This is a genomic window from Pseudomonas sp. 05N36 (genome assembly GCF_056397385.1).
This window is the reverse complement of sequence record NZ_JBFTNH010000011.1, coordinates 52,568-78,232: the sequence shown is the minus strand read 5'-3', so window position 1 is coordinate 78,232 and position 25,665 is coordinate 52,568. Positions and strand designations below refer to the sequence as shown.

General features: G+C 59.2%; 24 protein-coding genes. 13 read left to right on the top strand and 11 right to left on the bottom strand.

The window, feature by feature from the left end; all coding sequences use genetic code 11:
* Positions 1-19: 19 nt before the first annotated feature.
* From paaD to AC1DIH_RS15520, 8 genes are all read right to left on the bottom strand, one after another.
* A complete protein-coding gene (gene paaD / locus AC1DIH_RS15555; RefSeq protein ID WP_477772341.1) occupies positions 20-526 on the bottom strand; it encodes a 1,2-phenylacetyl-CoA epoxidase subunit PaaD in 507 nt (168 codons plus the stop codon).
* Positions 513-1,274 (bottom strand): 1,2-phenylacetyl-CoA epoxidase subunit PaaC, encoded by a 762-nt coding sequence (gene paaC / locus AC1DIH_RS15550; protein WP_477772340.1) that lies wholly within the window; start codon positions 1,272-1,274, stop codon positions 513-515. The genes paaD and paaC overlap by 14 nt, the downstream gene beginning before the upstream one ends.
* A gap of 8 nt (positions 1,275-1,282) precedes the next feature.
* Positions 1,283-1,564: a 1,2-phenylacetyl-CoA epoxidase subunit PaaB gene (gene paaB, locus AC1DIH_RS15545; RefSeq protein WP_477772339.1), complete on the bottom strand. Its 282-nt coding sequence runs from the start codon at positions 1,562-1,564 to the stop codon at positions 1,283-1,285.
* Complete coding sequence (paaA, locus tag AC1DIH_RS15540; RefSeq protein WP_477772338.1) at positions 1,557-2,543, bottom strand: 1,2-phenylacetyl-CoA epoxidase subunit PaaA; 987 nt, start codon at positions 2,541-2,543, stop codon at positions 1,557-1,559. Before paaA ends, paaB begins: the two co-directional genes overlap by 8 nt.
* A 42-nt stretch (positions 2,544-2,585) precedes the next feature.
* A complete protein-coding gene (gene paaK, locus AC1DIH_RS15535; protein WP_477772337.1) occupies positions 2,586-3,926 on the bottom strand; it encodes a phenylacetate--CoA ligase PaaK in 1,341 nt (446 codons plus the stop codon).
* A gap of 2 nt (positions 3,927-3,928) precedes the next feature.
* The gene (gene paaG, locus AC1DIH_RS15530; protein ID WP_477772336.1) at positions 3,929-4,720 is read right to left on the bottom strand and encodes a 2-(1,2-epoxy-1,2-dihydrophenyl)acetyl-CoA isomerase PaaG; all 792 of its coding nucleotides are present in this window, start codon (positions 4,718-4,720) and stop codon (positions 3,929-3,931) included.
* A gap of 191 nt (positions 4,721-4,911) precedes the next feature.
* Positions 4,912-6,057, bottom strand: a complete 1,146-nt coding sequence (locus AC1DIH_RS15525; protein ID WP_477772335.1) for an acyl-CoA dehydrogenase family protein — start codon at positions 6,055-6,057, stop codon at positions 4,912-4,914.
* 85 nt (positions 6,058-6,142) lie between these two features.
* Positions 6,143-6,556, bottom strand: a complete 414-nt coding sequence (locus AC1DIH_RS15520; protein ID WP_477772334.1) for an acyl-CoA thioesterase — start codon at positions 6,554-6,556, stop codon at positions 6,143-6,145.
* A 602-nt stretch (positions 6,557-7,158) separates the two neighbouring features.
* On the opposite strand from AC1DIH_RS15520, the gene AC1DIH_RS15515 reads away from it, so the two are divergent.
* Both AC1DIH_RS15515 and AC1DIH_RS15510 read left to right on the top strand, forming a co-directional pair.
* The gene (locus tag AC1DIH_RS15515) at positions 7,159-7,899 is read left to right on the top strand and encodes an SDR family NAD(P)-dependent oxidoreductase (protein ID WP_477772333.1); all 741 of its coding nucleotides are present in this window, start codon (positions 7,159-7,161) and stop codon (positions 7,897-7,899) included.
* 53 nt (positions 7,900-7,952) lie between these two features.
* The gene (locus AC1DIH_RS15510; RefSeq protein ID WP_477772332.1) at positions 7,953-8,867 is read left to right on the top strand and encodes an HpcH/HpaI aldolase/citrate lyase family protein; all 915 of its coding nucleotides are present in this window, start codon (positions 7,953-7,955) and stop codon (positions 8,865-8,867) included.
* Here AC1DIH_RS15510 and AC1DIH_RS15505 read toward each other — a convergent pair.
* Positions 8,847-9,497, bottom strand: coding sequence for a TetR/AcrR family transcriptional regulator (locus AC1DIH_RS15505; RefSeq protein WP_477772331.1), 651 nt, complete (start codon positions 9,495-9,497; stop codon positions 8,847-8,849). The two genes, AC1DIH_RS15510 and AC1DIH_RS15505, sit on opposite strands and share 21 nt — an antisense overlap.
* Positions 9,498-10,341: 844 nt before the next feature.
* Here AC1DIH_RS15505 and AC1DIH_RS15500 point away from each other — a divergent pair.
* On the top strand, positions 10,342-10,644 hold the full coding sequence (locus AC1DIH_RS15500) for a hypothetical protein (RefSeq protein ID WP_477772330.1): 303 nt from the start codon (positions 10,342-10,344) through the stop codon (positions 10,642-10,644).
* Positions 10,645-10,847: 203 nt separating this feature from the next.
* On the opposite strand, the gene AC1DIH_RS15495 is transcribed toward AC1DIH_RS15500, so the two are convergent.
* The gene (locus tag AC1DIH_RS15495; protein WP_477772329.1) at positions 10,848-11,459 is read right to left on the bottom strand and encodes a glutathione S-transferase; all 612 of its coding nucleotides are present in this window, start codon (positions 11,457-11,459) and stop codon (positions 10,848-10,850) included.
* Positions 11,460-11,591: 132 nt separating this feature from the next.
* Here AC1DIH_RS15495 and AC1DIH_RS15490 point away from each other — a divergent pair, with 132 nt between their 5' ends.
* Positions 11,592-12,494 (top strand): patatin-like phospholipase family protein, encoded by a 903-nt coding sequence (locus AC1DIH_RS15490; RefSeq protein WP_477772328.1) that lies wholly within the window; start codon positions 11,592-11,594, stop codon positions 12,492-12,494.
* Here AC1DIH_RS15490 and AC1DIH_RS15485 read toward each other — a convergent pair.
* Positions 12,467-13,387, bottom strand: coding sequence for a MurR/RpiR family transcriptional regulator (locus AC1DIH_RS15485; protein ID WP_477772327.1), 921 nt, complete (start codon positions 13,385-13,387; stop codon positions 12,467-12,469). The two genes, AC1DIH_RS15490 and AC1DIH_RS15485, sit on opposite strands and share 28 nt — an antisense overlap.
* Before the next feature lie 312 nt (positions 13,388-13,699).
* On the opposite strand from AC1DIH_RS15485, the gene AC1DIH_RS15480 reads away from it, so the two are divergent.
* The 9 genes from AC1DIH_RS15480 to AC1DIH_RS15440 all read left to right on the top strand — a co-directional run bounded on the left by AC1DIH_RS15480 (position 13,700) and on the right by AC1DIH_RS15440 (position 25,642).
* Positions 13,700-15,637 (top strand): bifunctional 5-dehydro-2-deoxygluconokinase/5-dehydro-2-deoxyphosphogluconate aldolase, encoded by a 1,938-nt coding sequence (locus tag AC1DIH_RS15480; protein ID WP_477772326.1) that lies wholly within the window; start codon positions 13,700-13,702, stop codon positions 15,635-15,637.
* Positions 15,638-15,849: 212 nt separating this feature from the next.
* Positions 15,850-16,743 (top strand): myo-inosose-2 dehydratase, encoded by an 894-nt coding sequence (gene iolE, locus AC1DIH_RS15475; protein WP_477772325.1) that lies wholly within the window; start codon positions 15,850-15,852, stop codon positions 16,741-16,743.
* Positions 16,740-17,549, top strand: coding sequence for a 5-deoxy-glucuronate isomerase (gene iolB, locus AC1DIH_RS15470; protein ID WP_477772324.1), 810 nt, complete (start codon positions 16,740-16,742; stop codon positions 17,547-17,549). The genes iolE and iolB overlap by 4 nt, the downstream gene beginning before the upstream one ends.
* A gap of 30 nt (positions 17,550-17,579) precedes the next feature.
* Positions 17,580-19,082, top strand: a complete 1,503-nt coding sequence (locus AC1DIH_RS15465) for a CoA-acylating methylmalonate-semialdehyde dehydrogenase (protein WP_477772323.1) — start codon at positions 17,580-17,582, stop codon at positions 19,080-19,082.
* A 27-nt stretch (positions 19,083-19,109) separates the two neighbouring features.
* Positions 19,110-19,931: a TIM barrel protein gene (locus tag AC1DIH_RS15460; RefSeq protein WP_477772322.1), complete on the top strand. Its 822-nt coding sequence runs from the start codon at positions 19,110-19,112 to the stop codon at positions 19,929-19,931.
* Between the two features lie 147 nt (positions 19,932-20,078).
* Complete coding sequence (gene iolD, locus AC1DIH_RS15455) at positions 20,079-22,010, top strand: 3D-(3,5/4)-trihydroxycyclohexane-1,2-dione acylhydrolase (decyclizing) (RefSeq protein WP_477772321.1); 1,932 nt, start codon at positions 20,079-20,081, stop codon at positions 22,008-22,010.
* Positions 22,011-22,044: 34 nt separating this feature from the next.
* The gene (iolG, locus tag AC1DIH_RS15450; RefSeq protein ID WP_477772320.1) at positions 22,045-23,055 is read left to right on the top strand and encodes a bifunctional inositol 2-dehydrogenase/D-chiro-inositol 1-dehydrogenase; all 1,011 of its coding nucleotides are present in this window, start codon (positions 22,045-22,047) and stop codon (positions 23,053-23,055) included.
* Positions 23,056-23,308: 253 nt separating this feature from the next.
* Positions 23,309-24,361, top strand: a complete 1,053-nt coding sequence (locus tag AC1DIH_RS15445) for a Gfo/Idh/MocA family protein (RefSeq protein WP_477772319.1) — start codon at positions 23,309-23,311, stop codon at positions 24,359-24,361.
* 354 nt (positions 24,362-24,715) lie between these two features.
* Positions 24,716-25,642, top strand: coding sequence for a sugar ABC transporter substrate-binding protein (locus AC1DIH_RS15440; RefSeq protein WP_477772318.1), 927 nt, complete (start codon positions 24,716-24,718; stop codon positions 25,640-25,642).
* Positions 25,643-25,665 lie beyond the last annotated feature (23 nt).

The following is a 25,665-nucleotide window of genomic DNA, read 5'->3' as shown; positions in this document are numbered from 1 at the left end:
TCCTGAGTCAGCTACAGACTCAAATGCACTTGAAGTAGTCGAAGGGCTCTTTGCAGCGGCGGCACCGGTACAAAGCCTTGCAGGCGGTCGAGCCAAACTCGCTGACGGGTTCGGTATCGAGACTCGCGCATTGCGGGCAGGGCACCGGGCCGGATTTTTCCTGTGGCGGGGCTATGCCGTAGTCCAGCAGGCGTTGCCGACCCAGGCCGGTGATCCATTGCGAGCTCCAGGCTGGCGCCAGTCGCTGTTCCAGATAGGGCGTGGCATAGCCAGCGCATTCCAGCACTTGGCGTACACGTTGCTCGATCATTTCGGTCGCCGGGCAACCGGAATAGGTGGGCGTCAGCACCACTTTCAGCCGGCCGTCCTGGAGCAGGACGTCGCGCACGATGCCCAAGTCGACCAGGCTGACCACTGGTACTTCCGGGTCCATCACTTGTTCCATGAGTGCCCAGGCCTTTGGCAGGTCCTCGGCCTTCGCCCGACGACCACACCAGTCGGAAGCGATCAGCTCACCAGCGTGCATCTGGATAAGCTCGTGATAGAGACTGCATGTTTGCCAAAAGTGGGCCGAGGTTTTCCGTGTGCCGTCCCTCGATGCCACTCAAGTAGAAGTAGCGCGCTGGCGGCGGCAGGGTCAGGGTCGCGCGGACGAGGACGCTCTCTACGGTCTCGCGCCAGGCGTTCACCTGCTGCTGTGGGTCGCTGCTCAAACCGGCTTGATACTGACGCTGCTCGCGTTCGCTGACCGTGCACAGTTCATGAGTGAAGCGCCATAGCTGATCCAGCGCGTTTTGCATCCGTTGATGGCTGTAGTCGGTGCCGTCGCCCAGGCGCAGCATCCACTCGCTGGAGCGGCGCAGGTGGTAGGTGACTTCCTTCAGGGCTTTGTTGGCGATAGCGGCGACCATCTTGTCGCTCGAGTGCTGCAGACCCTGCAGCCGATGAAAGTGCCAGGCGTCATACAAGAATTGGCGGACGCAGGTTTGCGCATAGTCTCCGTTGGGCTGTTCGACCAACAGCAGATTGCGATACAGATGTTCACCGCGCAGGAACGCCAAGCAGTCGGCATTGCGCCCGTCATTGAGCAGTTCGGCAGCGTACTCCAGCCAGTTGCGGGCCTGGCCGACCAGGTCGAGGCCGACATTCATCAGCGCCAGTTCTTCCTCGATGGCCGGGGCATGCCCGCACAGTTCGCACAGGCGCTGGCCGGTGATCATTGCGCTGTCGCCCATTTGCAGCAGATAGTCGATTAGCTCGTCGGTTTGATTCATGACCTGGCTCACATGTGCCCCACTTCGTCGGGCAGCTGGTAAAAACTGGCGTGTCGATAAACCTTGTCCTGAGACGGTTCGAACAGCATTTCCTTGTCCTGCGGGTTGGAGGCGGTGATCTGGTCCGCCGCGACCACCCACAGGCTGATCCCCTCATTGCGCCGGGTGTAGAGCTCACGAGCGTTCTCGATGGCCATGCGCGCATCAGTGGCATGCACGCTGCCAACATGTTTGTGGTTGAGACCGTGCTTGCTGCGCACGAAGACCTCATACAGCGACCATTCAGACATGCGCGGCCTCTCGGTTTTTTTCCTGTTGTTTGCGGGCGTGGGCGGCTGCCGCCTGGCGTACCCAGCTACCTTCTTCGAAGGCTTGGCGGCGGGTATCCAGGCGTTCTTGATTGCACGGGCCATTGCCTTCGAGTACTTGGTAGAACTCATCCCACTGGATCTCACCGAAGTCGTAGTGACCGCGTTCGGCGTTCCACTTGAGGTCCGGGTCCGGGACTGTGCAACCGAGGAATTCCAGTTGCGGGATGGTCTGGTCAATGAAGCGCTGACGCAGCTCGTCGTTACTGTTGCGTTTGATCTTCCAGGTCATCGATTGCGCGCTGTTGGGCGAGTGCGCGTCACTGGGTCCGAACATCATCAGTACCGGCCACCAGAAGCGATTGATCGAGTCCTGAACCATTGCCTTCTGTGCCTCGTTGCCTTGTTTCATCATCACCAACAGCAGCTCGTAGCCTTGGCGCTGATGGAAACTTTCTTCCTTGCAGATCCGCACCATGGCCCTTGCATAGGGGCCGTAGGAGGTCCGTTGCAGGACTACCTGATTGACGATTGCGGCGCCGTCGACCAGCCAGCCGATAGTGCCGACGTCGGCCCAGCTCGGCGCTGGGTAGTTGAAAATACTCGAGTACTTGGCTTGCCCGGCATGCAAGCGGGCGATCTCCTGGTCGCGGTCGGCGCCGAGTGTTTCTGCGGCGCAATACAGGTACAGGCCATGACCGGCTTCATCCTGGATTTTCGCCATCAGTTGTAACTTGCGTTTGAACGTTGGCGCGCGGGTGACCCAATTACCTTCCGGGAGCATGCCGACGATTTCCGAGTGGGCATGTTGGGATATCTGACGGATCAGTGATTTTCGGTAGCCGGCGGGCATCCAGTTGTCGGGCTCGATTTTCACTTCAGCCTGGATTTTTTCCATAAAGGCGGCTTCTTCGTCAGACTCGTGGCTCGAGCCGAAATCCTTTAGCGATGACGATTGCATGAGCAGTTTCTCGTGTGGATCGAAGACGTGTGAGGTGCGCAATCAGTACTCGCCGCGTCGATCGAAGACGTGGCAAGCCTTTCCTTCCGAGCGCTTGAGCGTGTAGTAGGGGTGTAACTTGATCTGCGTGCTGATGCCGACATGGACCTTGATCTGACGGCTGAATTCGCGACACAGCGCATCCCGTTCAGGCTCGCTCAGCGCGGCGTGCTCCGGGCGCAGTTCGACATGCACTTGAAGGCTGTCGAGGTTGCCGCTGCGATAGATGTGCAGCTCATAGATCGGGCTCAGCGGTGCCTGCTTGAGCAGTTGCTCCTCTATTTGCGTGGGGAACACGTTGACCCCGCGGATGATCAGCATGTCGTCGCTGCGACCGGTGATTTTGTCCAGGCGGCGCATGGCTCGACCAGTGCCTGGCAACAGTCGGGTCAGGTCACGGGTGCGATAACGAATCATCGGCAGTGCCTCGCGGCTGAGCGAGGTCAGCACCAGCTCGCCGAACTGCCCGTCGGGCAATACCGCACCGGTGTCGGGGTCAATGATTTCGGGATAGAAATGGTCTTCCCAAAGTGTCGGGCCGTCTTTGGTATCCAGGCATTCCATGGCAACGCCCGGCCCCATCAGCTCGGACAAACCATAGATATCCAGTGCTTGAATGCCGAGCCGTTGTTCCAGCTCGCTCCGCATCCGCGCGCTCCACGGCTCTGCACCGAAGATGCCGACCCGCAGTGACAGCTCCTCGGGGGCGATACCCTGACGCTCGATTTCTTCGGCGATGTTGAGCATGTAAGACGGCGTGACCATGATGATATCGGGACGGAAATCCTGGATCAGCTGGACTTGTCGCGCGGTCTGCCCGCCAGACATCGGGATAACCGTGCAGCCGAGTTTCTCCGCACCGTAATGTGCGCCCAGGCCTCCTGTGAATAGACCGTAACCGTAGGCAATGTGAATACGGTCGCCGCTGTGCCCGCCCGCCGCGCGAATTGAGCGGGCCACCAGTGAGGCCCAGACATCGATGTCGTTGCGGGTGTAACCGACCACCGTCGGTTTGCCCGTGGTGCCGCTGGAGGCGTGCAGACGAACCACTTGCTCCATGGGCACGGCGAATAGCCCGAAAGGGTAGTGCTCGCGCAGCTCGGCTTTGCTGGTCAACGGGAAGAGTGCCAGATCTTCCAGGTTGTTCAGGTCGTAAGGGTGAACTCCCAGATCATGGAACTGCTGGCGATGCCATGGGACGTGGGTGTAGGCCTGCGACAGGCTCCAGCGCAAACGTTCCAGCTGGTGGTGCCGCAGTTGGTCGATCGACGCGTGTTCCAGTGCGTCATCGTGAGTATTCAGCAGCGGCCTGACCGCAGGGTCCAAACGTGCGATTGCGTCCATTTTCAACGCCCCTTGAAGTGAGTGCTGCGCTTCTCGATAAAAGCATTGAGGCCTTCACTGAAGTCCTCGCTTTGTCCTGCCAGTGTCTGCAGCTCGCGTTCCGTTTCAAGCTGCTGGTCCAGGCTGTGTTGCTGGCTCAAATCCATGCAGCGCTTGAGCAGCCCGAGAGCGTAGGTCGGTTGCGTGGCAAGGTGTCGAGCCAGCAACAGCGCTTCGTCTGCAAGTTCGGTGTCATCTACGCAACGCCAGATCATTCCCCATTGTTGTGCTTGCTCGGCGCTGATGCGCTCGCCCAACATAAACAGCGCTTTGGCTCGAGCGTTGCCTATCAGGCGCGGAAGTACCCAGCTGACGCCTGAATCGGGTATCAGGCCAACCTTGCCGAAGGCCTGAATAAAGCTGGCGCTGCGGGCGGCGATGACCAGGTCGGCGGCAAGAGCGATACTGGCTCCAGCTCCGGCTGCTACGCCGTTGACGGCGCAGATCACCGGAATTGGCAGGTCGCGCAAGGCTCTGATCAGCGGGTTGTAGTCGTGATCGAGCAGGTCGCCCAGGTTTGCCGGTGTTCCGTCAGGGGTTATCTGCAACGACGCCAGATCCTGCCCTGCGCAAAACGCCCGGCCTTTGCCGGTCAGCAACAGGGCGCGAATACTTGGATCCCGCCGAACCAGAGCCAACACGTGGCGCAGTTGCTCGTGCATGTCGGTGGTAAAGCTGTTGAATTGGTCCGGACGATTCAGAACCACGACAGCAACACCTTGATCCACAGAGAAAAGGATGTTCTCGCTATTCATCTCAAGTCACTCATCATTGATGCAATCGGTTGTGCCGGCACACGGCGGTTAACCACGCAGTGAGGCGGATACAACGTCGCACGCAGTGTTGTGCATTCGATAAGGCATCACAGCTCAACCTAAAGCAGACAGCACACTGTTTAGTGTGCGCACGATCAACCGGCTATATAGTTGGCTGTATTGCTGTTTTGTTATTCTGTATGGGAGGCCAGTCGAAGCATTTGATTGAAGATATTCTTTTGATGCATTTCTTCGGTGCCGCCGACGCTGGCAAAGCCCAGGGCATCTTTGGCGAAGGTAGCAATGTCACCTTCGTGATAGCCGATACTGCCATACAGTTTCACCAGGCTTAGTGCAGTATCTATCAAGTCTTGAGCACTGGTAAGTTTAGCGATGGAGCAACTCATCAAGGCCTGCGGATGACGATTAAGAAGTTGGTGCAGCGCGGCATAGACCATCCAGCGATTGCGCTCCATGCCAATGGTCATGTTGATCAGGCGCTTTTGTACATATTGGTGGCTGTCGATTGAACTATTGAAACTTTGTCGCTCGGCGGCGTAGCGCACGGCGTCGGTAACATAAGGCGTTGGCAGGTTGACAGCCGCCAGACCGTAATAAAGTCGGCCCAGAGAAATAATATCGATCAGTTGTTGCAGGCCGCGACCGGCTTTACCCAGTACTTGGCAAGCCTGTACCTGAACGTTGTCGAAGTACAACGGGCCGGTAGGTAGATTCTTGTTGCCGAGCTTGTCGTCCGGCTCGCCTCTGCTCAGGCCTTGCATGTCGCCGTCAAGCAGGACCAGCGCGATATTCTGCTTTGGCGTATCGGCCAGTTTGGTCACGATAAGCATGAAGTCGGCGATCGGTGCGTGAGCGATATTGTATTTACTGCCGGTCAGGCTGTAGCCGTCGGCAGTAGGGCTGAGCGTGCTGTCAATGCTTCTGACGTCGGTACCGGTGCCTGGTTCGGCGATCCCGGTGGCGCTGATTGCGCCGTTGAGAATTGCCTGAAGGTATCGGTCCTTCTGGCTTTCGCTGCCATACAGCATCAACGCCCGAACCATACCGGCCTGAGCGATGACCGAGAGCAGCAGCTCTGGGGTGCGGATCGAAGAGGCCAGCCCTTCAAGCGCCGCAGTGAAGCCCCACCAGTCTTCTCCCGTGCCGCCGTAACTGGTTGGAATGACCAGTTTCCAGAGTCCCTCCTCGCAGAGGCGGTTCCAGCCGGCGTGGTCGAACCCAGCCGGTGTGCCTTTGTTTGCGCTCGCCAGTTGCCCGCCGATTTCACGGTATTTCTCGAGCAGGCTTTGTTGTTCGGTGGTCCAGGACAGCATCATGTTTGCATTACCTATCAATACACCCTAGACGCTGGCCTGATGGTATCGGCCAGCGATCGTTGTTCAAGTCGTGGTCGGATTTCGATCACTTTTCCTGGAAGGCCAGAACCTGGTGTTTGAATTCGTCGGGGACGGTGATGGTGTGATTGCCCGCGTAGTCGAACATCACATGCTTGGACAGGCCTTTAGCGACAGTGGTTTTTCCCGCATCGCCAAGGTGCATGATGTGCTCCATCTCAAAGCTCTTATTGCCGAACTCGATAACGCGGCTAGTGACAGTCACGATGTTGCCATAGACAGCGGGCTTAACATATTCGCAGGACGTCCTGACCATGATGTGCGGAAGCTTTTGATCCTTCGGCAGGTTCAGCAGGTTGTGCATGTAGCTCAGATAGGCGTGCTGCAAGTAGTCGTAGTAAACAGGGCTGCTTACATGACCCATCGAGTCGGTGTCGCGATATTTAACTTCGATGACGGTATCAAATCCATTGTTGCCCATTGCAGTACCCTCTTGGTTTAGTGAAACGTCAGAGCTGTGCTGCCGAGAAACGTTGATGCGTTCGTCAAAGCGTTGAACTTTATGACGCTTTGATGACTATAGTTCAAGGTGCTCTCGGCGCTTGTCACAACTTGTTACTCATGCTACGGCACGCGTATTAGCGTGGCTACTCGCATTCCGGTACTGTCGGAAAGACTCAACTAAACTTCCAGTTTGGCGAGCGCGGACATGTCGACAGGTAGCGCAGAGTTACGATTCTCGGTCTTATTTGATCTGAGGGGCGCACAAACAGAAGAGCAACTTCAGTTCGTCTGAATCGGACGTGCTCGCATTTTTAACAAAATGCGGTTGGATCGATATTGTAGGACCGTACGTATTAAAGACCGAGCAGGAAATAAATGCGCGAGTAGAAGACAAATGCGAGTAATAAGTCGCTTTAGAGGACTCTATTAACCAAGGAGGGTCTGTTTGGCATGCGAGTAGTGAGGTTGTCCGGGTTCTTTTAGCATATGCGCTCGTTCTGGCTTGGCCAGTCGAGTGGGTGGGTACCTGATCAAGGCTGACGCCTACCTGCAACGGAATGCTCAAGGAGTCCCGCCCAGATGTCTTCATCACAACCCGTGGCCGTAGTAACCGGCGCCGCCAGCGGCATTGGCGCAGCCACTGCACGATACCTGCACCAGTTGGGATTTTTGGTCGCCGGCCTGGACATGAATGCGCAGGGGCTGGAGGTAGCGATCGGTGGGCTGGGTCGCCAGCACCGAGGGTTTGTTGCCGATGTCTGTGACGAGCAGGCGCTGGCTCGGGTGTTCCAGCAGATCGATGACTGGCAGGGGCGGATAGACGCCCTGGCAACCTGTGCCGGGGTAGTCGATACCTCACCTTTTGATTCGCTCACGGCTGCGCGTTTCCGAACCCTTATGGATATCAACCTGATCGGGACCTTCAGTGTTGTGCAATTGGCTGTGCCGCGAATGAGCCCGGGTGCTCGCATCTGCACTGTGGCCAGTGTTGCCGGGCTGCGCGGTGGTGGCCTGGCGGGGACTCTGGCCTATGCCGCCAGCAAGGGCGCGGTGGTGACCATGACCAAGGGCCTTGCCCGCGAATTGGGCCCTCGAGGTATTAACGTCAATTGTGTCGCCCCTGCCGTGATTCGTACCCCGATGCTCGATGACACCACTCGTCAGGATGGCCAGTTGCAGCGTTTGCATGAGATGACCGCATTGCGTCGTGAAGGCTCGGCAAACGAAGCCGCCGAGGTTATCGCGTGGTTGTTGTCCGGTAAGGCCTCATTTGTCAGTGGTGTGACCATTCCGGTGGATGGCGGCCTGACCATGCTCTAGAAGCACCTCGTATTTTTTCCTCTCTCAACCCAACAGATCATCAGGAAGATGCTATGGCGATGTCCCCCGAAAACCCGTTGGCTCTATGCCGTACGTTCTTGTTTGTACCAGGCGCAGAAGAAGTCGCGCTGCATTCGGCACTGCAAACGGGTGCCGATGTTCTGGTACAGGAACTGGAAGATTTTACGCCGCCGGCCAAGCGCGCAGAGGCCCGCGCATTATCGGCGCGAGTCATGGACCATTGGCGCGAGTGTGGGCGTATCACTTCGGTGCGCATCAATCCCTTCGAAACGTGCGGCCATGATGATCTGAGTGCGGTTATGGTCGGCCGGCCGGCAATCATCATGATGTCGAAAGTCGAATCCACTGAGCAGATGATCGAGTTGGACCGGCAAATTACCCGGTTGGAGTCGATGCTTTCGATCAAGCAGGGCTCAACGCTGATTGTCCCGAATATCGAAACCGCCCTGGGTGTGGTACGTGCGATCGATATCGCGCATTCGAGCCCGCGAATCAAGGGCATGCTGGTAGCGACTGAAGATATGGTCGCTGACCTCGGTGCCGGGCGCAGTAGAGAAGGGACCGAGCTGTTCTATCCCCGATCCCGTTTTCTCCTTGAATGCGCTGCTGCCGGAGTCCTGGCGATTGATTCGCCTTATACCTTTGCTGATGACGAGGGTGCCGAAGCGGACATCCGCTTTGCGCGCTCTATCGGTTATCAGGCTAAAGGTGTGGTCAATCCGGATCACGTGGCCGTTGCCAATCGCTATCTGACGCCGACAAGTGCTGATGCCGAGTTGTCAGTTCGCCAGATCGCGGCCTTCGAACAGGCTGCCAGTGGCGGTAAGATGCGGGCAGAAGTGGATGGGCTAATTGTTGAGGTGCCAAGCTATCTACAATCCAGACGGCTGCTCAATCGTTATGAGCAATTGCGCGCGGTGCAGGCGTCACGCCGCGGGGGCGCATGAGTGCGCGATGCGCGCGTTGGTGCGGTTTTTGGCAATCCGTCGCGCGCGGGAAACCAGTAGCGAAGTATTGTTGGCTGTCCCGCACAGATAGCCCATGACTGAATCGCAGATGGCTTTTTCGATAGCCTTGGGGCAAAAAACAGGGCATTCGATCACATAGGCATGTATCAGTGACTTGATCATCTGGGTTACTAGCCGGGCGGCCAACTGGATATCGTCTTGTACCAGGTGGTCGGCCCAGCGCCCCAACAGGTCCTGCACCAACAGCGGGATTTGCGCTTTATAGGCATCCTCGCTCGTTTGATCATTCAAGAACGAGAACTCTAGCTCCAGTAGTCGATGCAGCTCCGGCGCCTTCGTATGCGGGGTCAGGAAAGCTCGAACCAAGTGCTCGATATACCCTTGCAGGCTGGAGATATCTGAGCGGGTCAGAAGGCCTTGGATGGCTTCATGAGTGGCCTTGACCTTGCGATAATGCAGGGCGGCTATCAGTGAGTCTTTGTTGGGGAAATACTGATAGACCGATCCGATGCTGACGCCGGCCATCTGTGCGACCAGGTTGGTATTGGTCCCGGCGTAGCCATGTTTGACCACCACGTTGGCAGTTGTGTCGAGGATGATCTCGACCATTATTTTCGAGCGAGTCTGGGTGGGGGTCTTACGAGGATGTTGGATGTGCTTCACAGGTAACTCCAGAATCTGTCTATTTTTCCTGCATTGGAGTTACTGCCATAGGGACCGCAGGGACTGACGCCGAGTGTTGCCTTTGGAGGACTCGCTCGTTTTGGGACGCGCGATTCCTCTGCGTGGAAGCAACCAAGCTCCCGCAGCGTATACATGCCCCTGGCGCAGTAACTCATTTACCGTGACGATTCTTGATCCTTGGTAGTCGTTCGAAAATGCTTTTGTGTGCAGTTTATAATTAGCGATCAGGACATGTATCGAGCGTGGGGGTAGGGTTATGCTAGTGTGCTGTTCTCAAAATAACTTCACTGCGGCCTTGGCTACCCTCCCTCTTGAGTAAAAATCAAAGTAGAAATTTCTGGACGGGCTGAAATCCTACTGGGTTATCGGTCTACTTGGGTCAAATGCTCTCAGCCATCCATCGCTGCCCTCAAGCCAGTGTTTTATGATCCGGTATCGCGTATCAGCCTGGTCTTCAAAACCACCCTACAACTTTCCAAGACCTTTCCGACAACGTACCCTGTTGCCGCGTCTCAGCGTCGCTCCTATAGTTCGAGCTCGCGGAAAAATCCGCGAATGACCTTGGCCGGTCGAACTCAGGAGCGCATCAGCGTCCCCAACATCATTGCAGACGCTTTTTTATGTCTGAAATATCGTGTTATGGCGGCTGTGCGCGGGACACCTTCGGGTGTGCCGGTACTCCTGTAGCCGGTCGGCCAACCCTCGCACAGCTGCCACCTCCCTCGTTTGGCCGCGAATGGTGGAAGCTCTATTTACAGGAGCCACACCCATGCACGAACAAGTCATGCCTCGCTACCTCCCCGTCGACACCTACGACTCCGCAAACCCTGTGCTCTTCATCAACACCCACAAAGAACTCAGCGACCTGGCCGCTTGCGCCGCGCACCGCTTTACCGTGGTTCGCGACCTGATGGACACCTTGACCAGCCTGTCCCTCAAAGGCATTTCCGATTGCGACCTGACCCGCGTCACCCGTGGCGTGCATTTGCTCACCCGTGAAGGGTGTGCGGTGCTGGAGGTGATTCAACTGCGGGTGGGGCAGTTGGAGGAAGGGTACAAAACGAAGCCCTAACGGCTACCGGCAGTCAGTCAAAGCGCGAAACCTGTGGGAGCGAGCCTGCTCGCGAAGAGGCCATCACATTCAATATCTATGTTGGCTGATACACCGTCATCGCGAGCAGGCTCGCTCCCACACGAGTCTTGCTTCGTTTTACAGAACGTATTGCCATTCACTGAATGGCATTAGCCCTAGTGGCTTGGTTCTGTAGGAGGTCCTCAGGTTATCGGCGTACTGACGAACGCCGGCAGCTGTTCGGCGTAGGCGGTGAATGCGCGGATTTTCGGGAACTGCGCGTCACTGACCTGATCCGGCACCACCAGATTGGTGAAGCTCCAGGCCACGGCGAGGGTGATGCCCGCCTGGTCGAGGGAACCGTCGGTCTTCAGTGGCTGCTTGTCCAGCTCCTGTTCCAGCGCCGAATACGCCGCCAGCAACTGCCCGCTGACGCGTTCCAGCCACGGCTCATGCTGTTTCTCGGCAGGTCGCAAAGTGCGCTCGTAATAGATCTGCACCGACTTTTCGCAAGCCGCCAAGGCCAGGCCGATCAGCCGCAATGAATGCACGCGCTGGTCCAGTTGCGTCGGCATCAGGCTCTTGTCTGGTCCGCTCAAGGCTTCCAGGTAATCGATGATCAAGGTCGAGTCCATCAGCACTTCGCCGTTGTCCAGCACCAGCGTCGGGGCCTTGACCACCGGGTTGATCTGCTGGAACTTCGCAAAGTGCCGGAACACCGACACCGAGGCGTGCTCGAACGGGATGTCCAGCGACTTCAGGCTAATGGCGACGCGTCTTACATAAGGTGAATCGAGCATTCCGATCAGCTTCATGTACAGCTCCTTTGATAATGCGTAGACAGTGCGTCGCCAATTTAGCGGTAAACCCATGACCTTCGCCAGTGCACTCGGGCTCAACCGCTATGCTTGAGAGTCTAGGTACCCGGATGTTTCTGGAGGTCTGTCATGCCCGCCGAAAAAACTGCGCTCGTCCTTGCCGGTGGCGGCAGCCTCGGTGCGGTTCAGGTCGGCATGTTGCAGGCGCTGGTCGAGGCGGGCGTGTCGTTCGATATGGTGATCGGTGCCTCGGTCGGTGCCATCAACGGTGCGTACTTTGCTGCACGCCCGAACGCGCAAGGGGTGGCCGAGCTGGCGGACTTCTGGCGCGGTTTGCGCAAGGCCGATGTGTTTCCGTTTTCGCTGTTCGATAGCCTGTCGGCGATTTTTCGGCGCCGGGGCTTTCTGTTGCAGTCTGCGGCGCTGGAGCATCTGGTGCGGCGGGCATTGCCCTTCAAGCAGATCGAAGACACCGAGTTGCCGCTGCACATCGTCACCACCAATTTGCTCACCGGCGCCGAAGAACTGCTGTCCAGCGGCAGTGTCGAGCAGGCGTTGCTGGCCAGTGCGGCGATTCCATTGGTGTTTCCGTGTGTGCAGATCGGCGGCAAGCTGTTGATCGACGGCGGCGTGGCCAGCAATACGCCGATTGCCAGTGCGGTGTACCTGGGCGCGACGCGGGTTGTGGTGGTGCCGACCGGGTTCGGCTGTGACTGCCCCAGTCCGCCCTCGGGGCTGGTGGCGTTGGCGCTGCACACCTTGAACCTGATGAGCATGCGCCAGCTGGTGCGCGACATTGAGCTGTATTCACCGCGAGCGGCGATCCATGTGGTCGCGCCGCTCTGTCCGCTGGGGATCTCGGTGTTCGATTTCACCCAGACCGATCAACTGCTGCAGCGCGCTTATCAGTCGACCCAGGCCTGGATCGAGGAGGGCGGGCTGTTTCGCGCCGGGGTGCCGGGCTCGTTGCAGGCCCACACCCATACCCATCATGGCGCTGAGGGTCAGTCCTCGAACCCGACCTGCTCGTGAATCTCATCCATCTTCAGCTCCAGGCGATAGGCCACGGCGATGAACAGCGCCTGGCACAGGCACAGGGTCGCACTCAAGGAGCGGAACGCAAACGAAGAGCCTTCATTGACCAGCAGCACCGTGTTCGCCCGTTTGGCCAGCGGCGACAGGTTGCTGTCGGTGATGATCAGGGTTTTCGCCTGATGGTGCTGGGCGATGCGCAGGCAGTGCTGGGTTTCCTTGCCGTAGGGCGTGAAGCTGATGGCGATCACCAGGTCATTGGCCCGTACGCTGCGCATTTGCTCGCGGTAGCTGCCGCCCAGTCCCGAGACCAGGTGTATGCGCTTGTTGGTGTGTTGCAGGTTGTAGACCAGGTAATCGGCCACCGCGAACGAGCGGCGCACCCCGACCACGTAGATGTTGTCGGCATTCACCACCAGGTCCACGGCTTTCTCGAAGGACTGGTCATCCAGTTCCAGGCCCAGGCGTTCGATGCCTGACAGCGTGGCGTTGATGCACTCGCGCGCCAGGTCGCCGCCGCTGGCCTTCTGCGACTTGTTGGCGATCATGCTGCGAATGCGCTGCTGGTAGTTCTGCACCGGCGTGGTCTTGTGGGTGTACGCCTCGCGGAACAACGCCTGCATTTCGCTGAAACCGCTGAAACCAAAGCGCTGGGAGAAACGCACGATGGCCGAGGGGTGCACTTCGCATTCGCGGGCGATGTCGCTGATGCGGTCGACCATGATCCGGTCGCTCTGCTGGCTCATGTAGCTGGCGATGCGTTTGAGCTGCCGCGGCAGGCTTTCGTACTCGTTGGTGATCAGCTGCAGCAAGCGTTCGGCATTGATCGGGGGGCTGGCGAGGTCGCTTTGCGGCGTGGTCTCGGTGGTAGCCGGCTGATCGGTGCGGGACATAAATGATCCTTCTGGCTTGTTCTTGTTGGGCCGCTCGGTAAAGCGTTGCCCATGACAATAGGTTGGCTGTGCGCAGTCTACAGGGTAGGCGTGAATAAAATCTTGAGCCGTGGGTCAGCCAGACACGTGCTGAAACGATGCACGGTGTCTAGGGCAGTTCCGTAGAAGTTTATTGGAAAAAATATTCCACGTAAAAATTTATTGGAATAAATATTGATTTGTCGGCGCCACACGTTTTAGTCTGCATCCACCAAGAGCGTTCGGCGCCACCACCGCCCCGAACGCAGGCTGATAAAAATAACAGGAGCCAGCATGGGCCAGACTCGTTTTGCCAGTGGGCGTCAATTGGATCTGATTTGCCTCGGGCGCCTTGGCGTCGACCTCTATGCACAGCAAGTCGGTGCACGGCTGGAGGATGTCGCAAGCTTCGCCAAGTACCTCGGAGGTTCGTCCGCCAACATCGCCTTCGGCACGGCCCGGTTGGGGCTGAAGTCGGCCATGCTCAGCCGGGTGGGGGACGACCACATGGGGCGTTTCCTGGTCGAGTCCCTGGCCCGTGAAGGCTGCGACGTCAGTGGCATCAAGGTCGATCCGGAGCGCCTCACCGCCATGGTTCTGCTGGGCCTCAAGGACCGCGAAACCTTTCCGTTGGTGTTCTACCGCGAAAACTGTGCCGACATGGCCCTGCGCGCCGAAGACATCAGCGAAGCCTTTATCGCCTCCAGCAAAGCCTTGCTGATCACCGGCACGCATTTCTCTACCGGCGGCGTCTACAAGGCGAGCATCCAGGCGCTGGAGTACGCCGAAAAGCACAACGTCAAACGCATTCTCGACATTGATTACCGGCCGGTTCTTTGGGGCTTGGCGGGCAAGGCGGATGGCGAAACCCGTTTCGTCGCCGACCAGCAGGTCAGCCAGCACGTACAGAAAATCCTCCCGCGTTTCGACCTGATTGTCGGCACCGAAGAGGAGTTCCTGATTGCCGGTGGCAGCGAGGACTTGTTGAGTGCACTGCGCAACGTCCGTCGTCTGACGGCAGCGACCCTGGTGGTCAAGCTCGGGCCGCAAGGCTGCACGGTGATTCACGGGGTGATTCCGGTTCGTCTCGAAGACGGTGCGATCTATCCCGGTGTACAGGTCGAGGTGCTCAATGTGCTGGGCGCTGGCGATGCGTTCATGTCGGGCTTCCTCAGCGGCTGGCTGATCGAGGCCAGCGATGAACGCTGCTGCCAGTTGGCCAATGCCTGCGGCGGCCTGGTGGTTTCACGCCACGCCTGCGCCCCGGCGATGCCGACCCGTGCCGAGCTGGATTACCTGTTCAACAGCCCGGTGCCGATCACCCGGCCGGATCAGGATGCCGTATTGCAACGCCTGCATCAGGTCAGCGTACCGCGCAAAACCTGGAAGCAGCTGTTCATCTTTGCCTTCGACCATCGTGGGCAACTGGTGGAACTGGCGCAAAAGGGCGGTCGCGAGCTGAGCAGCATCGGCGAGCTCAAGCAGTTGTTCATCAAGGCCGTGGAGCGGGTCGAAGCGGACTTGCGTCGGCAGGGCATCGAGGCGGATGTCGGTCTGCTGGCTGACCAGCGTTTCGGTCAGGACTCGCTGAATGCCGCCACCGGTCGCGGTTGGTGGGTGGCGCGTCCGGTGGAAGTGCAAGGTTCACGGCCACTGGCCTTCGAACATGGTCGTTCGATTGGCAGCAACCTGATCGCCTGGCCGCAGGAACAAATCATCAAGTGCCTGGTGCAATTTCACCCGGACGACGAGCCGCTGTTGCGCCTGGAACAGGAAGCGCAGATCAAGGGTTTGTATCAGGCGGCGCAGGTCAGCGGCCATGAGCTGCTGCTGGAAATCATCCCGCCCAAGGATCACCCGTCAGCGTATCCGGACGTGCTCTATCGCGCGATCAAACGCCTGTACAACCTGGGCATTTTTCCGGCCTGGTGGAAGATCGAGGCGCAAAGCAGCGAGGAGTGGAAACAGCTCGATGAGCTGATCCAGGAGCGCGACCCCTATTGCCGGGGCGTGGTGCTGCTGGGCCTGAATGCACCGGCCGCAGCGTTGGCCGAAGGCTTTGCGCAAGCGAGCCAGAGCAAGACCTGCAGAGGGTTTGCCGTAGGCCGGACGATTTTCCAGGAACCGAGCCGAGCGTGGCTGGCCGGTGAGATCGATGACGAAGCGCTGATCCAGAGAGTGCAGGGCACGTTTGTCGAACTGATCAATGCCTGGCGCACTGCCCGCAGCTGACGAAGATTTTGTGGCGACGGGCTTGTTGTGGCGAGGGAGCTTGCTCCCGCTGGACTGCGAAGCAGGCCCAAACCTGGCAGCACAGTGCAACAGGTAAACCACGTCTACAGGTTTTACGACTGCTTCGCAGCCGAGCGGGAGCAAGCTCCCTCGCCACAAGTGTTCGGTCGACACTTTCAGCGTTTATTTAGAAAACAATAAAAGGTGCAGCCATGCCCGCTATCCGAATTGGCATCAACCCGATTTCCTGGAGCAACGACGATCTGCCGGCCCTCGGTGGGGAAACGCCGTTGAGCACTGCCCTGAGCGAAGGCAAGGACATCGGCTACGAAGGTTTTGAACTCAACGGCAAGTTCCCCAAGGACGCCAAAGGCGTCGGCGACGTGCTGCGGCCTTACGACCTGGCGCTGGTCTCCGGCTGGTACTCCAGCCGTCTGGCCCGGCGTTCGGTGGCTGAAGAAATCGAGGCCATTGGCAGCCATGTCGAGTTGCTGGCGCAAAACGGCGCCAAGGTGCTGGTCTACGGCGAAGTCGCCGATTCGATCCAGGGCCAGCGGATTCCGCTGGTCGAACGCCCGCGTTTTCACACCGAGCAGGCCTGGCAGGCATACGCCGACAAGCTCACCGAGCTGGCACGTTTCACCCTGTCCCGAGGCGTGCGCCTGGCGTATCACCACCACATGGGCGCGTACGTCGAGTCGCCGGCGGACATCGATAAACTGATGTCCCTGACCGGCAGCGAAGTCGGGCTGCTGTTCGATTCGGGCCACTGCTACATGGGCGGTGGGGAACCGCTCGAAGTGCTGCGCAAGCACATCGGGCGTATCTGTCACGTGCATTTCAAGGACGTGCGCAAACCGGTGGTGCAACTGGCGCGCAACAATCTCTGGAGCTTCCCGGACTGCATCATCAACGGCACGTTCACCGTGCCCGGCGACGGTGATATCGACTTTGCCGCGCTGCTCGACGTATTGCTGGCCGCCGATTATCACGGCTGGCTGGTGGTCGAGGCCGAGCAGGATCCGGCTGTCGCGCCGAGCTACGTCTATGCCAAGAAAGGTTACGAGACCTTGCGCGCCTTGCTTGACCAGAGGGCCGGACAATGAGCCTGCTGGTCAAGAGCAACGCCAAGGGCCGGACCCTGGTCGAGTTACCCGCCGGAGCGCTGGAATACGTTGGTTTCAGCGCCTACCGCATGAGCCTCGGCGAAACCTTGCCGGTCAGTGCGGGCGATAAAGAACTGTGCCTGGTGCTGCTCAGCGGTCGGGTTGATGTCAGCGGTGAAGCGCCGGGGCAGGGCGCGTTCAACTGGGACAACATCGGCGACCGCCAATCGGTGTTCGAAGACAAATCACCGTTCGCCGCCTACCTGCCGCCCGGCAGTCAGGCGCAGATAGTCGCACTCAGCGATGTACAGATCGCCGTGTGCGCCGCTCCCGGTTCGGCCTCGGCAGGTCTCGGCCCACGGCTGATCACCGCCGACAGCATGAAGCGCAGCGTGCGTGGCAAGGGCGCCAACACCCGTTACGTCTGCGACATCCTGCCCGACACCGAGCCTGCGCACTCACTGCTGGTGGTGGAAGTGCGCACGCCGTCCGGGCATTCGTCGAGCTACCCGCCGCACAAGCACGACACCGACGACCTGCCGCACCAGAGCTTTCTCGAAGAGACCTATTACCACCAGATCAACCCACCGCAAGGCTTCGTTTTTCAGCGGGTCTACACCGATGACCGCTCTATCGATCAGGCCATGGCCGTGGAAAACAGCGATCTGGTGGTGGTGCCCAAGGGCTATCACCCGGTCAGCGTGCCTTACGGCTACGAGTCGTATTACCTGAATGTCATGGCCGGCCCGAAACGGGTTTGGCAGTTCCATAACGATCCGCAGCACAGCTGGCTGCTGGACCTCTGAATTCTGAAGACGCACTGGAGAACAAAAACAATGAGCGACGTCCCGTTTATCGGCCACTACCTCAACGGCCAGGTGCAGGACACTGGCAGTGAGCGCTTCAGCAATGTCTTCAATCCGGCCACTGGCGCGATTCAGGCGCGGGTCGGGCTGGCCAGCCAGCAGACCGTCGATGAAGCCGTGGCTTCGGCATTGCGGGCGTTCCCGGCCTGGTCCGAGCAATCGTCGCTGCGCCGCTCGCGGGTGATGTTCAAGTTCAAGGAACTGCTCGACCGTCATCACAATGAGCTGGCGGAAATCATCAGCCGCGAACACGGCAAAGTTTTTTCCGACGCGAAGGGTGAAGTCACTCGTGGCATCGAGATCGTCGAGTACGCCTGCGGTGCGCCGAACCTGCTGAAAACCGAATTCAGCGACAACATCGGTGGCGGCATCGACAACTGGAACCTGCGTCAGCCATTGGGCGTTTGCGCCGGGGTCACGCCGTTCAACTTCCCGGTGATGGTGCCGCTGTGGATGATTCCGCTGGCGCTGGTCACCGGTAACTGCTTCATCCTCAAACCTTCGGAGCGTGATCCGTCGGCCAGTTTGCTGATGGCGCGCCTGCTCACTGAAGCCGGTTTGCCGGACGGTGTGTTCAACGTGGTGCAGGGCGACAAGAGCGCGGTTGATGCGTTGCTGCAGCACCCGGACATCGAAGCCATTTCGTTTGTCGGTTCGACACCGATTGCCGAGTACATCCACCAGCAAGCCACGGCCCGTGGCAAGCGCGTGCAAGCGCTGGGCGGGGCGAAGAACCACATGATCGTGATGCCTGACGCCGATCTGGATCAGGCCGCCGATGCCTTGATTGGCGCTGCATTCGGCTCGGCCGGCGAACGCTGCATGGCGATCTCGATTGCCGTGGCCGTGGGCGATGTTGGCGACAAGCTGATTGCCAAACTGCTGCCGCGTATCGACCAGTTGAAGGTCGGCAACGGTATGCAGGGCGACAGCGACATGGGGCCGCTGGTTACCGCCGAGCACAAGGCCAAGGTCGAAGGCTTCATCGATCAAGGCGTGGCCCAGGGCGCGCAACTGATCGTCGATGGCCGCGGCTTCAAGGTGCCGGGTGCGGAGAATGGTTTCTTTGTCGGTGCAACGCTGTTCGACAAAGTCACGACCGAGATGAGCATCTACCAGCAGGAAATCTTCGGTCCGGTGCTGGGCATCGTCCGGGTTGCGGATTTCGCCAGTGCGGTGGCGCTGATCAACGCCCACGAATTCGGCAATGGTGTGTCCTGCTTCACCAGCGACGGCGGGATTGCCCGGGCGTTTGCCCGCACCATCAAGGTCGGCATGGTCGGCATCAACGTRCCGATYCCSGTRCCGATGGCSTGGCACTCGTTTGGTGGCTGGAAGCGCTCATTGTTCGGCGATCACCATGCCTACGGTGAGGAAGGCATTCGTTTCTACAGCCGCTACAAAAGCGTCATGCAGCGCTGGCCGGACAGCATCGCCAAAGGCCCTGAGTTCAGCATGCCCACTGCCAAATAAACACCTTGAGTGCGGAGATCAAGAATAATGAGCCAGCCCCTGCGTTTCGCCCTGAACCGTATGGTTGCCCCACGTTTGTCGCTGCCGGAATTCATTGAACTGGCGGTAGCCCTGAAAGCCGATGCCATCGAGATCCGCAACGACCTCAAGGGCATCGAGATTGAAGACGGTACGCCGCCCGGACGCGTTCGTGAGTTGTGCGCCACACACGGAATCAAGGTGCTGTCGATCAACGCGCTGTACCCGTTCGATGTCTGGAACGACGAGCGCCGTGCGCAAACCCTGAAACTCGCCGCCTATGCCCGTGATTGCGGCGCGCAAGGGTTGGTGATGTGCCCGCTGAACGATCGCACCGACCCGCGCAACGAAGCCGAACGCAGCGCCGGCCTGCGCACCGCATTGAGTGAACTGGCGCCGATCCTGCGCGAGCATGGGATTCTCGGTTTCATCGAACCGCTGGGTTTCGAAGAGTGTTCGCTGCGGCGCAAACGCACGGCAGTGGATGCGATCAAGGCGATTGGCGGGCTGGATGTGTTCCGTCTGGTGCATGACACCTTTCACCATCATCTGGCCAGTGAACACGAGTTCTTCCCTGAGCTGACCGGGCTGGTGCACATCTCGGGCGTCGAGGACGCGCAAGCGCCACTGGCGACCATCCGCGATGGTCATCGGGTGCTGGTGGGCGAGGGCGACATCCTCGCTAACGCGGCGCAGATCGATACCTTGCTCAGCACCGGCTACAGCGGCTACCTGTCGTTCGAGCCGTTTGCCGACAGCGTGCACGGGCTGACGGATATCCGCCAGGCGATCGGCGCGAGCATGGATCACCTGAAGAACTCCCTGGCCTGACACCGCTGTCAGACTGATGGAGATCAACTGTGGGAGCGAGCCTGCTCGCGATAGCGGTGTGACAGCAACCATTGATGTTGAATGTAAAACCGTCATCGCGAGCAGGCTCGCTCCCACAAGGTTTCTTCGTATATTGAAGGATCGCACATGACCACAACACGACTGACCATGGCCCAGGCCCTGGTGAAATTCCTCGATAACCAGTACGTCGAGGTCGATGGGGTTCAAAGCAAATTCGTCGCCGGGATCTTCACCATTTTCGGCCACGGCAATGTGCTCGGTCTCGGCCAGGCGCTGGAACAGGACAGCGGTGACCTGATCGTCCATCAGGGCCGCAATGAACAGGGCATGGCCCACGCCGCCATCGGTTTTGCCAAGCAGAATCTACGGCGCAAGATCTACGCCTGCACCTCCTCGGTCGGCCCCGGTGCAGCGAACATGCTGACCGCTGCGGCGACGGCCACCGCCAACCGGATTCCCTTGCTGCTGTTGCCCGGCGATGTCTACGCCAGTCGCCAACCGGACCCGGTGCTGCAACAGATCGAGCAGTTCCATGACCTGAGCATCAGCACCAACGATGCCTTCAAAGCGGTGAGCAAATACTGGGACCGCATCAACCGTCCCGAACAACTGATGAGCGCGGCGATCCACGCCATGCGCGTGCTCACCGATCCGGCGGAAACCGGCGCGGTGACGCTGGCCCTGCCGCAAGACGTACAGGCTGAAGCCTACGATTACCCCGATTACTTCCTGCAAAAACGCGTGCACCGCATCGACCGGCGCCCGGCCACCGACGCCATGCTCGGCGATGCCGTGGCGCTGCTCAAAGGCAAGCGCAAACCGCTGATCATCTGCGGCGGCGGGGTCAAATACTCGGGCGCGAATGCCGCGTTGCAGGCGTTTGCCGAACGTTTCGACATTCCCTTCGCCGAGACCCAGGCCGGCAAGAGTGCGGTGGTTTCCAGTCATCCGCTGAACGTCGGCGGGATTGGCGAAACCGGTTGCCTGGCGGCGAACCTGCTGGCCAAGGAAGCCGACCTGATCATTGGCATCGGCACCCGCTACTCGGACTTCACCACCTCGTCGAAATGGCTGTTCCAGCATCCCGAGGTGAAGTTTCTCAACCTGAACATCAGCCCTTGCGATGTGCTGAAGCTCGATGGCGTGCAGCTGCTGGCCGACGCCAGGTCCGGCTTGCAGGCATTGTCTGAAGCTTTGACCGATTACCGCTCCGGCTGGGGCGACCAACCGCGTCAGGCCAAGGCACAACTGGATGAAGAAGTGGATCGTGTCTATCAGGTCGAATACCAGACCCAGGACTTCATCCCGGAAATCAACGACCACATGGACCCGGCGGTGCTGCGCGAATTCATCGAGCTGACCGGTTCCTGCCTGACCCAAAGCCGCGTGCTCGGCGTGTTGAACCAAACCCTGGCCGACGACGCGGTAATCGTCGCCGCTGCCGGCAGCTTGCCCGGCGACTTGCAGCGCAGCTGGCGCAGCAAGGGCGTGAACACCTATCACGTCGAGTACGGTTATTCCTGCATGGGTTACGAGGTCAATGCTGCGCTTGGAGTGAAACTCGCCGAGCCGACGCGCGAGGTCTACGCGCTGGTGGGCGACGGCTCGTACATGATGCTGCATTCGGAGCTGGCCACCTCGATTCAGGAGCGGCGCAAGATCAACGTGATCCTGCTCGACAACATGACCTTCGGCTGCATCAACAACTTGCAGATGGAACACGGCATGGACAGCTTCGGCACCGAGTTCCGTTTCCGCAATCCTGAAACGGGCAAGCTCGATGGTGGCTTTGTCCCGGTGGACTTTGCCATGAGCGCGGCGGCCTACGGTTGCAAGACCTACAAGGTCAACACCGTCGAACAACTGCAAGCGGCCTTGGCCGATGCGTGGTTGCAGACGGTGTCGACGCTGATCGACATCAAGGTCCTGCCTAAGACCATGATCCACAAATACTTGTCCTGGTGGCGGGTGGGCGTGGCGCAGGTCTCCACCAGCGCGCGCACCGATGCGGTAGCCAAAACCCTTAATGAACGACTGGCCAAGGCCCGTCAGTACTGATTGCTCTGCCATCTCAACAGGAAGGAGTCTTCACATGTCTTTAAAGCTAGGCGTCATCGGCACCGGCGCCATCGGTCAGGATCACATCCGTCGTTGCAGCCAGACCCTGCTCAACAGTCAGGTGGTGGCGGTTACCGACATTAATCTGCAGCAGGCGGCCAAAGTGGTTGCCGACCTGAAACTGACCGCCGAGGTGTACCCGGACGGCCACGCGCTGATCAAGGCGCCGGACGTCGAAGCGATTCTGGTCACCTCCTGGGGGCCGAGCCACGAAGAGTTCGTGCTGGCGGCGATTGCGGCGGGTAAACCGGTGTTCTGCGAGAAGCCGCTGGCGGTCACCGCCGAGGGCTGCCGCAAGATCGTCGAGGCTGAAGTGGCCCACGGCAAACGTCTGGTGCAGGTCGGTTTCATGCGCCCGTACGACGAGGGCTATCGAGCACTCAAAACGGTGATCGACAGCGGCCAGATCGGCGAGCCGCTGATGCTGCATTGCGCTCACCGCAACCCGACCGTGGGTGAGAACTACAAGACCGACATGGCGATCACCGACACGCTGATCCATGAACTGGACGTGCTGCGCTGGTTGCTCGACGACGATTACGTGTCGGTACAAGTGGTGTTCCCGCGCAAGACCAGCAAGGCCCACGCCCACCTGAAAGACCCGCAAATTGTCTTGCTGGAAACCGCCAAGGGCACGCGTATCGACGTCGAAGTCTTCGTTAACTGCCAGTACGGCTATGACATTCAGTGCGAAGTGGTCGGCGAGACCGGCATCGCCAAGCTGCCGGAGCCGTCGCAGGTGCAGATGCGCAGCGGGGCCAAGCTGTCCAACGCGATTCTGATGGACTGGAAGGACCGCTTCATCGCCGCCTACGACGTTGAGTTGCAGGCGTTCATCGACGGCGTGCGTGCCGGGCAGGTTGGTGGGCCGTCGGCGTGGGATGGCTTTGCCGCAGCGGTGGCAGCAGATGCCTGCATTGAAGCGCAACAGAGCGGGGCGATCATCAACGTCGCACTGCCAGACCGCCCCCGTTTCTACGGCTAACCCCAAGGGGGCAATCGACATCGGTCTGGGCGAGGCCGCCTGGGAAGATCGCCCGGACGAATCCAACCGGATGATGCTCGAGCGGGTCAAAAGCGAACTCTGTCGCTGAAGCCTTGCGCAAATCCTGTGGGAGCGAGCCTGCTCGCGATGGGATCAACGCGGTGCCTCTGATAAACCGCATCGCCTGCATCGCGAGCAGGCTCGCTCCCACAAGGGCCATGCACATCCGGTAGTTATCTATAAGGAAAGCTTCATGCGAATCGGACTTGTCGGTTACGGCCACGGTGGTCGGTTTTTCCATGCGCCGCTGATCAGCAGTTTGCCGGCGGCGACTTTTGTCGGCGTGGTCACGCGTTCCCCCGAGCGCCGTCAGCTATTGGCGACTGAATACCCCGGCGTCCCGGCCTTCGACAACATTGGCCAATTGGTGGAAGCCGGGGTCGATGTGTTGGTGATTTCCACCACACTGGAAGGGCGGGCGGCGCTGGTGCTCGAAGCGATTGAACACGGAGTACCAGTGGTCTGCGACAAACCTTTCGCCGCCGATGCTCAACAGGCCGAAGCACTGGTGACCGCTGCCGAGCAGCGCAAGGTCTCGCTCAGCGTTTATCAAAACCGGCGCTGGGATTCAGACTTCCTCACGGTACGCAAACTCATCGACTCCGGTGCGCTGGGACAAGTCACCCGCTTTGAGTCCAGCGTAGAACGCCATTCGCCGCAGTCGGTGGGCAAGGGCAGCGGCGGCGGGTTCCTGCGCGATCTGGGCAGTCATCTGGTGGATCAGGCGCTGCAACTGTTCGGACCGGTGACGCGGGTCTACGCCGAACTGGATTACCGCACTGAAGATCAGCTTTTCGACAACGGCTTTTTCCTCTCGCTGACCCATGCCAATGGTGTGATCTCGCACTTGAACGGCAGTTGCCTGCAAAACAATCCAGGGCCGCGTTTTCGGGTCAACGGCACGGCAGGTTGCTACAGCGTCGACGGTCTGGACGGGCAAGAGGCCCTGGCGCTGGCCGGGCTGACGCCAACGTCCGAAGGTGATCGCTGGGGCGTTGAAGAGCATCGACGCTGGGGCTGGTTCGAGCACGGTGTAGAGCGCGAGCGGGTTCCGTCTGAGCGCGGTTGCTGGAATCAGTTCTATTTACAGCTGCAAACCGCGTTGCAAGGCGCTGGCCCACTGCCGGTCGAGGCCCGTGATGCACTGGCGACCACCCGCGTTCTAGACGCCGCACGGCTGAGTTTCGAACGCCGTCAGGTGATTGAAATCAAGCCTGTGTGCGGGCATGGAATTAAATCAGAATAAAATTCTAAAATGAGTTGATATGGAAATTAAATTCCAATAAAGTCATTTCCAGGTTGCCGACTATCAACGTCCCGATCGACCTCAAGCCAGCCTTGAGTGCGGGGAGGGCGAAACAAAAACAAGAAACAACGATAGGTACCGTCGATGAAAACCTTCAGCTCTGCTCTGCACGTTTTACGTAGCGCGTTCCTGCCTCGTGTTCAAACCTTTTCCCTTTCCGGTTGCCTTTGCGTTGAACGCAAGGGCGCCTTGGTGTGCTGCATTCCCGGCGCACCGATCGTTCGCTTGCCCACTCACTGAATTCGTCCTGCGCCTTATCCATAAAACCTACAAGAATGTGGAGAAAGACTTTTCATGAAGACCAAGATCCGTTTCGCCTCGCTTGCCCTGTCCCTGATGCTTGCCAGCGGCGCTGCACTCGCTGACCTGAGGATTGGCGTCAGCATGTCCCAGTTCGATGACACCTGGTTGACCTACTTGCGTGAATCCATGGACAAGCAAGCCAAGTCCATGCCCGATGGCGTCAAGCTGCAGTTCGAAGACGCCCGCAGCGACGTGGTCAAGCAACTGAGCCAGGTTGAAAGTTTCATCAGCCAGAAAGTCGACGCCATCGTGGTGAATCCGGTGGATACCGCCGCGACCAGAAAAATCACCGAAGCGGCGGTCAAGGCCGGGATTCCGCTGGTCTACGTCAACCGTCGTCCGGATGACCTGAACCTGCCCAAAGGCGTGATTACCGTGGCCTCCAATGATCTGGAAGCCGGCCAGATGCAGATGCAGTACCTCGCCGAAAAGCTCAAGGGCAAGGGTGACATCGTCATCCTGCTCGGCGACCTCGCCAACAACTCCACCACCAACCGCACCAAAGGCGTCAAAGAGGTGCTGGCCAAATACCCGGGCATCAAGATCGACCAGGAACAGACCGGGACCTGGCTGCGCGATAAAGGCATGACGTTGGTCAACGACTGGCTGACCCAGGGCCGCAAGTTCGACGCCATCGTCTCCAACAATGACGAGATGGCCATCGGCGCAGCCATGGCCTTGAAACAGGCCGGCGTGGAAAAGGGTAGTGTGTTGATCGCCGGTGTCGACGGTACTCCGGATGGCCTGCGCGCCGTGAAGAAAGGTGATCTGGCAGTCTCGGTGTTCCAGGACGCCAACGGCCAGGCTGTCGACTCCATCGACGCCGCCGTGAAGATGGCCAGGAACGAACCGGTCGAGCAAGCCGTGTGGGTGCCGTATCGCCTGATCACCCCGGAAAACGTTGACCAGTTCAAATAGTCAGTCCGTTCAAAAACAACAAT

Coding starts and splice junctions, on each gene's coding strand:
- paaD (WP_477772341.1), bottom strand. CDS start 526: ATGCACGCTGGTGAGCTGATCGCTTCCGACTGGTGTGGTCGTCGGGCG.
- paaC (WP_477772340.1), bottom strand. CDS start 1,274: ATGAATCAAACCGACGAGCTAATCGACTATCTGCTGCAAATGGGCGAC.
- paaB (WP_477772339.1), bottom strand. CDS start 1,564: ATGTCTGAATGGTCGCTGTATGAGGTCTTCGTGCGCAGCAAGCACGGT.
- paaA (WP_477772338.1), bottom strand. CDS start 2,543: ATGCAATCGTCATCGCTAAAGGATTTCGGCTCGAGCCACGAGTCTGAC.
- paaK (WP_477772337.1), bottom strand. CDS start 3,926: ATGGACGCAATCGCACGTTTGGACCCTGCGGTCAGGCCGCTGCTGAAT.
- paaG (WP_477772336.1), bottom strand. CDS start 4,720: ATGAATAGCGAGAACATCCTTTTCTCTGTGGATCAAGGTGTTGCTGTC.
- AC1DIH_RS15525 (WP_477772335.1), bottom strand. CDS start 6,057: ATGATGCTGTCCTGGACCACCGAACAACAAAGCCTGCTCGAGAAATAC.
- AC1DIH_RS15520 (WP_477772334.1), bottom strand. CDS start 6,556: ATGGGCAACAATGGATTTGATACCGTCATCGAAGTTAAATATCGCGAC.
- AC1DIH_RS15515 (WP_477772333.1), top strand. CDS start 7,159: ATGTCTTCATCACAACCCGTGGCCGTAGTAACCGGCGCCGCCAGCGGC.
- AC1DIH_RS15510 (WP_477772332.1), top strand. CDS start 7,953: ATGGCGATGTCCCCCGAAAACCCGTTGGCTCTATGCCGTACGTTCTTG.
- AC1DIH_RS15505 (WP_477772331.1), bottom strand. CDS start 9,497: ATGGTCGAGATCATCCTCGACACAACTGCCAACGTGGTGGTCAAACAT.
- AC1DIH_RS15500 (WP_477772330.1), top strand. CDS start 10,342: ATGCACGAACAAGTCATGCCTCGCTACCTCCCCGTCGACACCTACGAC.
- AC1DIH_RS15495 (WP_477772329.1), bottom strand. CDS start 11,459: ATGAAGCTGATCGGAATGCTCGATTCACCTTATGTAAGACGCGTCGCC.
- AC1DIH_RS15490 (WP_477772328.1), top strand. CDS start 11,592: ATGCCCGCCGAAAAAACTGCGCTCGTCCTTGCCGGTGGCGGCAGCCTC.
- AC1DIH_RS15485 (WP_477772327.1), bottom strand. CDS start 13,387: ATGTCCCGCACCGATCAGCCGGCTACCACCGAGACCACGCCGCAAAGC.
- AC1DIH_RS15480 (WP_477772326.1), top strand. CDS start 13,700: ATGGGCCAGACTCGTTTTGCCAGTGGGCGTCAATTGGATCTGATTTGC.
- iolE (WP_477772325.1), top strand. CDS start 15,850: ATGCCCGCTATCCGAATTGGCATCAACCCGATTTCCTGGAGCAACGAC.
- iolB (WP_477772324.1), top strand. CDS start 16,740: ATGAGCCTGCTGGTCAAGAGCAACGCCAAGGGCCGGACCCTGGTCGAG.
- AC1DIH_RS15460 (WP_477772322.1), top strand. CDS start 19,110: ATGAGCCAGCCCCTGCGTTTCGCCCTGAACCGTATGGTTGCCCCACGT.
- iolD (WP_477772321.1), top strand. CDS start 20,079: ATGACCACAACACGACTGACCATGGCCCAGGCCCTGGTGAAATTCCTC.
- iolG (WP_477772320.1), top strand. CDS start 22,045: ATGTCTTTAAAGCTAGGCGTCATCGGCACCGGCGCCATCGGTCAGGAT.
- AC1DIH_RS15445 (WP_477772319.1), top strand. CDS start 23,309: ATGCGAATCGGACTTGTCGGTTACGGCCACGGTGGTCGGTTTTTCCAT.
- AC1DIH_RS15440 (WP_477772318.1), top strand. CDS start 24,716: ATGAAGACCAAGATCCGTTTCGCCTCGCTTGCCCTGTCCCTGATGCTT.